Origin of the sequence: uncultured Nevskia sp., assembly GCF_903885465.1 — a bacterium.
Lineage (GTDB): Bacteria > Pseudomonadota > Gammaproteobacteria > Nevskiales > Nevskiaceae > Nevskia.
On the sequence record NZ_CAISIQ010000135.1, the window covers coordinates 1 to 6,275 of the forward strand.

Here is a 6,275-nt window from a genome sequence, read left to right on the forward strand (position 1 = left end):
CCGCCTGCGCGGGAATGATGAGTGCTTCCTGAGGCACGCGTTGTTTCCTACGGCTTTATCAAGCTGCCAAGACCCAGCAAGGCAGCCTCGCCTTCCGAAGTCAGCACATGCATGCCATCCCAGCCGCGCAGCACCAGACCTTTGCGCTCCAGATCGCCGGCCAGGTCGACCGAGATCGGCGCGCGTTGGTCCTCGGCCAGCGTTCTCAGTGCCTGCAGTTCCATTGCCGACACTGAAATGGGCGCCGTTGGCGATCGCATCGATCGAGCTCGATCAGGCCGGAACGTCGACCAGAAAATCCGCCAGCTCGTCGGCGTGCTGCTCTTCGACGGCGAGGATTTCCTTGATCAGCTTGCCGGTCGTCGGATCAGCCTTGTCGAGGTACTGGATCAGCTCGCGATAGCTGTCGATGGCAATGCGTTCGGCCACCAGGTTTTCTCGGATCATGTCGGACAGCGAAGCACCGGCCACGTACTCGGCATGGCTGCGGCTGGTCAAGGTATCCGGCGAGAAATCCGGCTCGCCGCCGAGCTGCACGATGCGCTCGGCGAGCTGATCGGCGTGGCCCTGCTCTTCGTTCGAATGGACGAGAAACTCGTCAGCGATGCTCTTCGAGTTGATGCCGCGCGCCATGAAGTGATGGCGGCGATAGCGCAGCACGCAAACCAGTTCGGTGGCCAGCGCTTCATTGAGAAGCTTCAGTACGGTTTCGCGGTCCGCGGCATAGCCGGCGGTTACGGCGCCATCCTCGACATGTTTGCGGGCCTGCGCGCGCAGGGTCGGCGTATCAGTCAGTGTTGCTTCAGTCATGGGTCATTCCCTGTATTGAAAGTATTAAGAATGGGGTGAAGCAGAAGGAGCGCTTCGCCGCGCAGCCGGAACGCGTCGTTGCGTACCGGCGATCCCGTTCACACGGCAGCAACCAGCAAGCAGCGTGCCCGGCGGAATCCCCATGGATGTGGCGCTTTTCAGCCTGTCTCTCACGGTTCGCGAGGCCGCTTGCCGCCGTAGCTCACGGTAAGAAATGCAGCTGCGCTAGCGCTTTCTTTACAAGCCGGGAACGGAAGCGCCACAAGCTCGAGGCCTCGGCAGTGACGGAATTCCGTTCGGGAACGCCGCTTGCTCTTTCAGGTTGAAGCCTCACACCAGCATGTGGAATCGACATTCCTGTCAGCCGGAGATCGCCATGTACGCACCTGTTTCGAGACAGCTGGACGCGCCAATCTCGGCGACCCTGGGACGAGCCTGCGCGGAAAACGAAAATGCTTCGGCTACTGCTTGCCAGGGCACAGCGCCTTCAGCTCCGGCTCATTCCCAGAAGGCCAGCTTCGTGCAGACGGTACAGCCGGCACCGAACTATCCGGTAGAGACGGGCAAGATCGAACAGGCCACCAGCGCGTTGCCAATGATCCTGATCGCTGCCGTGCTGCTGCTGATTCCTGCGGTGGCGATGGGCTTCTTCGGTCATGCCCGCTGGCCGGGTTTGTTGCGCGGTTAGTTGTTCGATTCGGCGCTCGGAAACCTGTTGTCTTTCCCGCGCAGGCGGGAATGACGACGTGAATATCGGCCTCAACGCCGCTCAGCAGCGCTCAAGGCCTCCCGAACGCTGACATAGAACACCTGCTCCTTCTGCTGGTGACGCGCCCGCAGTTCCAGACAGATCTGCGAGATCAGCATCTTCCTGCCGTCGATCGACGCGCTGCGGTGATAGGCCGCCAGCAGATCTCGCAAGCCATCATTGATCCCGGGCCGCTGTTGCTCCCCGGACACGCCTTGACGCCTCACTTCGCCAGCGCCAACGGACCCGCGCGCAACCTTTCCTGAAAACTTGCCTGCCCATAAGTTCATCGGTCTTGCTCCTGCGGGTCCGTTTCGCGTGGCTTTAGATGCTGCGCAGGAAATCGATCAGATCCGCGCTCAGCTGCTCCTTGTGGGTGGCGAACAGGCCATGCGCCGCACCGTCGTATTCGATCAAGGTGGAATTGGCGATGGCCTGGGCCGCGGGGCGCGCGGAGCCGTCGATCGGCACGGTCTTGTCGGCGGTGCCGTGGATGATCAGGGTCGGCACCTTGAACGACGGCAGATCCTTGCGGAAATCGGTGCTCGAGAAGGACTTGGCGCATTCCAGCGTCGCGCGCAGGCTGGCCTGCATGGCCATGCCGCGCGTCCAGTCCAGCACTTCCTGGCTGACCGGATGGGTCAGCATGCCGTCGCCGTAGAAATCCCGGGCGAAGCTGGCGAAGAAGTTGGCGCGGTCCTTCTTCATGCCCTGGGCCATTTCTTCGAACACCGCCGGCTCGGTACCTTCCGGGTTGTCTTCGGTCTTCATCATGTAGGGCACCACCGAGGCGATCAGCGCGGCCTGCACCACCGAAGCGCCCTGATGGCGCGACATGTAACGCGCCACTTCGCCACCGCCCATCGAGAAGCCGACGAGGGTCGCGTCCTTGGCCTCGGTGTGCTTGATCACGGCGGCGAGATCGTCGGACAGGCTGTCGTAGTCGTAGCCGCTCCAGGGCTGCGATGAGCGACCGAAACCACGGCGGTCATAGGCGATGACCCGGAAGCCGGCCGCGGCGATGTCCATGGCCTGATCGTCCCAGCTGTCGGACGACAGTGGCCAGCCGGACATCAGGATGACCGGACGGCCACGGCCCCAGTCCTTGTAGAAAAGTCGGGTGTTGTCGTCGGTGGTTACGTAATTCATGTCGGATTTACTCCAGAGGGTAAAAGTGGCGGGCCGAAGCACAGGCCGCCGGTACAGAAATCCGCGCTGGTGGCGAATACGCAGTGCGCGTACTCCGCAGCCGGACTCATCTCCGACACCAAGCAGCAGCCAACGTGCCCGCGATAGACCTGTCGGCGCGGGCGCGCGGCTTGCCCATGGATCGCCACGAGCCTGCTGCGCTCTCTGGATCGGTCTGCAGCTTGGTGATGTCTGTTGTCTGGGCGCTATGGCTCGTGCGAGGCCGGCGTGGGAGATCAACCCACCGGCCCCTCCATCAACAGATCATCGAGCGAGAAACCACCATGAAAGTCAGAACCCTCATCGCGACAACCGTCCTGCTGCTCAGTGCCACGCAGCTGCATGCCCAAAGCCCGGGCGACGGCAAACCCACTGGCGGCGTCGGCACCGGCACTGCGAACGGCAAGGTCGACGGCAGCCCGACACCCGGCGGGCCGGACGAAAAGTCGAACATGAAATTGAAGAAGAACAAGCGCAGCGGCACCGAAGGCACGCAGAGCGGCGCCAAGCCTGGTACGCCGATGGCCACTCCGGCGGAGGAACCCGGTACCGCAGGCAAGCCGACGACACCGGGCAGCAGCAACACTCAGAGTGGCAAGAAGACCGGCGAGCCGGATAGCACGCACGATTACGGCCCGGGCAAGACCGACACGCCGACGCCGCGCTGAATCAGCAGGGATCAGGCCGGGCGCGAGCCCGGCCTGACTTGTTTCAACCTCGGTTCAGGAATGCTCGCTCAACGGCGGCAAACCCTGATCCGTCACCACCACCGGCTTTGAAGAACCCACCGGCACACCGCTGGCCAGGCTCGGCAGCCGGCGCAGCAGGTGATAGGCCAGGATGCTGATCAGCCGGCGCAGCATCGGCGGCAGACGGGCCTTGTGCAGCGTCACTTCCTCGCACTTGTGCTCGATCAGGCCTTCGAGATTGCCGCGCAGCGTGGCCGCGAACTCGGCATCGCGCATCACCAGATTCGATTCCAGATTCAGGAACAGGCTCAGCGGATCGAGATTGCTCGATCCCACCGTCGACCAGTCATCGTCGATGACCGCGACCTTGGCGTGCAACGGGCGTTCTCGATACTCGAAGATCCGCGCGCCGGCGCGCAGCAGTTCGTCATCCAGCGCCCGCGCCAGCCAGCGCACGATCGGCATGTCCGGACGTCCTTGCAAGATCAGCCGCACCTTCACGCCACGCTCGGCAGCACGGCGGAATTCGCGCATGAGCCGGTAGCTGGGCAGGAAGTAGGCGTTGGCCAGAATGATGTCGTGCTTCGCATTGCGGATGCCGATGCGATAGACGTGCTCGATGTCGTCACGATGCCGATCGTTGTCGCGCACCACCAGCATCGCGCCGGTCTTGCCGTCATCACCCGTCTCGGCCTGGCGCTGCCGCGACGGCCAGGATCGCCAGCGCCAGCGCGGGCTGGTCGCCACATCGTTGTTCTTGGTGAAGTGCGCGCGGATATGTTCGACCACCGGACCTTCGACCAGCACCGCATAGTCCTGCTTCGATTCCGGCCCGTAGGTGCGCAGATGCTCGGCCGACAGATTGATGCCGCCGATCAGCGCCTGCTTGCCATCGATGACCACGGTCTTGCGATGCAGCCGGCGAAAGATGTTGGTGCGGAAACCGAGCTTGCGCGGCTGCGGATCGAACAGCTTGAAGCGGACGCCGGCATCGGTCATCGCAGTGATGAACGCCGGAGTCAGTTCCTCCGAGCCATAGCCATCGACCACCAGTTCGACATGCACACCGCGTCTCGCGGCGTCGATCAATTTCACTTGAAGCTCGTTGCCAACCTGATCCTCGAACAGGATGAAGGTTTCGATCAGCACTTCCTGCGTCGCATGGGCGATCGCTTCGAACACCAGCGGAAAGAACGCTTCGCCGTTCTCGAGCAGGCGCAGCCGGTTACCGATGGTCCAGTGCCGCGTGGAAGATGTCGCACGTGCGGGAGCGTTCATGGCTGCAAGGTGGCGGTCAGTGCGGCGTGATCGGAAAGGTGTTTCCACGGCGGCGCCGACAACACTTCGGCGGCGGCAACGGTGACCCCGCGAACGTAGATGCGATCCAGGCGCAGCAGCGGCACGCGTACCGGGAAGCTGCGCGGGCTGAGCTGGCCGGTGGCAACGAAGGCATCGACCAGCCCGGCCTTCGCCAGCATCGGGCCGGCGCGCTGGCGCCAGTCATTGAAATCGCCGCCGACGATCAGAGGTGCTTCCGGCGGCAGTTCGGCAATGAAGGCGCACAGGCGTTCCAGCTGCTGGCGGCGATGCGCTTCTCGCAAGCCGAGATGCGTGCAGATGGCATGCACTTCCAGTGGCGGCCGCTTGCCGCCTTGCGGCACCGCGAGTACGCAATGCAGGAAGCCGCGCGGCTCGGTGCCGAGAATGGAAATATCGTGGTTGTCCCAGCGCAGGATCGGAAATTTCGACAACACCGCATTGCCGTGATGACCATCGGCATAGACCGCATTGCGGCCATAGGCGACGTTGCCCCACAGGGTGTCGGCAATGAAGCTCGATTGTTCCTCCGCCGGCCAGCCGGCATGACGCAGGGCATGACGCGCGTGGCTGCCGAGCGTTTCCTGCAGGAACACGATATCGGCATGCACCGCATGCACAGCCGCTTTCAGCTCCGGCAATACGAAGCGACGATTGAACTGGGCGAAGCCCATGTGGATGTTCAGGGTCATCAGAGTCAGCTCGGGAACGTTTGCAGGCATGCGGTGCGGCGGGTCTGGTCAAGTCGACTGTCAGCAGCGGCAGGTTTCGTTCCTGCGGCCGGTGCTGCATCCTTGTTGACGGGCACGCAAACTGCCCCGGCTCCGGGATGCAGACCAACCCACCCCAGCCGCAGACCCGACATCACTACCCGCTGCTCAAGCGCGGGCTGGCGATTGCGTTCTTCCTGCTCGTTGCCTACCTGATCTACCGCTACGGCCGCACGCTGGACTGGCCGAAGATCTGGCGCTCGGTGCAGCAGATCGATCGCACCACCTTGCTGCTGGCTGCGGCGTGCTCGATCGGCAGCTATGCGGTCTATGCCTGCGTCGATCTGTTCGCACGCAAGGCGCTGAGCCTGCAGGTATCGAAAGCCAAGGCGATGGCGATCGCCTTCGTCTGCTACGCGTTCAATCTGAATTTCGGTTCCTGGGTTGGCAGCATTGGTTTCCGCTACCGGCTCTATTCGCGGATCGGCCTCGATGCGGAACAGGTGACGCGCGTCGTCGGCATGAGCCTGGTCACCAACTGGTCCGGCTACTTCCTGCTCGCCGGCGTTGCCTTCGCGTTCAACTTCGTCAAGCCGCCAGCCGGCTGGGAGATCGGCAGGTTGGGTCTGACCATCGCCGGCGTCGCGCTGCTGGCGACCCTGATTCTCTACATCGGCGCTTCAGCGTTCGCCAATCGGCGCAGCTGGACGATACGCGGCCGCGAGCTGAGCTTGCCCAGCGCTGGCTTCGCAACGCTGCAGGTGCTGGTCTCAAGCCTCAACTGGCTGCTGATCGCCGGCATCCTGTACGTGC

At 63.3% G+C, this 6,275-nt stretch carries 9 protein-coding genes; 3 read left to right on the forward strand and 6 right to left on the reverse strand.

Going from position 1 to position 6,275, the window contains the following annotated elements:
- Positions 1 to 47: 47 nt before the first annotated feature.
- Together QZY06_RS04965 and QZY06_RS04970 are read right to left on the reverse strand one after the other, a co-directional pair.
- Positions 48 to 260 carry a hypothetical protein gene (locus QZY06_RS04965; RefSeq protein WP_295680987.1) on the reverse strand — a complete coding sequence of 71 codons (213 nt, stop codon included), beginning with the start codon at positions 258 to 260 and terminating at the stop codon, positions 48 to 50.
- A 13-nt stretch (positions 261 to 273) separates the two neighbouring features.
- Complete coding sequence (locus tag QZY06_RS04970; RefSeq protein WP_295680990.1) at positions 274 to 810, reverse strand: ferritin-like domain-containing protein; 537 nt, start codon at positions 808 to 810, stop codon at positions 274 to 276.
- A 520-nt stretch (positions 811 to 1,330) separates the two neighbouring features.
- Between QZY06_RS04970 and QZY06_RS04975 the strand changes: the two genes are divergently transcribed.
- Entirely contained in the window at positions 1,331 to 1,498 is a 168-nt protein-coding gene (locus QZY06_RS04975) for a hypothetical protein (protein ID WP_295680993.1), read from the forward strand.
- 71 nt (positions 1,499 to 1,569) lie between these two features.
- On the opposite strand, the gene QZY06_RS04980 is transcribed toward QZY06_RS04975, so the two are convergent.
- On the reverse strand, positions 1,570 to 1,731 hold the full coding sequence (locus QZY06_RS04980; protein WP_295680996.1) for a hypothetical protein: 162 nt from the start codon (positions 1,729 to 1,731) through the stop codon (positions 1,570 to 1,572).
- 151 nt (positions 1,732 to 1,882) lie between these two features.
- Entirely contained in the window at positions 1,883 to 2,707 is an 825-nt protein-coding gene (locus QZY06_RS04985) for an alpha/beta hydrolase (RefSeq protein ID WP_295680999.1), read from the reverse strand.
- 323 nt (positions 2,708 to 3,030) lie between these two features.
- Between QZY06_RS04985 and QZY06_RS04990 the strand changes: the two genes are divergently transcribed.
- Positions 3,031 to 3,414 carry a hypothetical protein gene (locus QZY06_RS04990; RefSeq protein WP_295681003.1) on the forward strand — a complete coding sequence of 128 codons (384 nt, stop codon included), beginning with the start codon at positions 3,031 to 3,033 and terminating at the stop codon, positions 3,412 to 3,414.
- 54 nt (positions 3,415 to 3,468) lie between these two features.
- Here the strand turns inward: QZY06_RS04990 and clsB are convergent, their stop codons facing one another.
- Positions 3,469 to 4,713 (reverse strand): cardiolipin synthase ClsB, encoded by a 1,245-nt coding sequence (gene clsB, locus QZY06_RS04995; protein ID WP_295681005.1) that lies wholly within the window; start codon positions 4,711 to 4,713, stop codon positions 3,469 to 3,471.
- Positions 4,710 to 5,474, reverse strand: coding sequence for an endonuclease/exonuclease/phosphatase family protein (locus tag QZY06_RS05000; protein ID WP_295681008.1), 765 nt, complete (start codon positions 5,472 to 5,474; stop codon positions 4,710 to 4,712). The genes clsB and QZY06_RS05000 overlap by 4 nt, the downstream gene beginning before the upstream one ends.
- A 107-nt stretch (positions 5,475 to 5,581) precedes the next feature.
- Between QZY06_RS05000 and QZY06_RS05005 the strand changes: the two genes are divergently transcribed.
- A partial coding sequence (locus tag QZY06_RS05005; RefSeq protein WP_295681011.1) for a YbhN family protein occupies positions 5,582 to 6,275 on the forward strand: 694 nt, incomplete at its 3' end.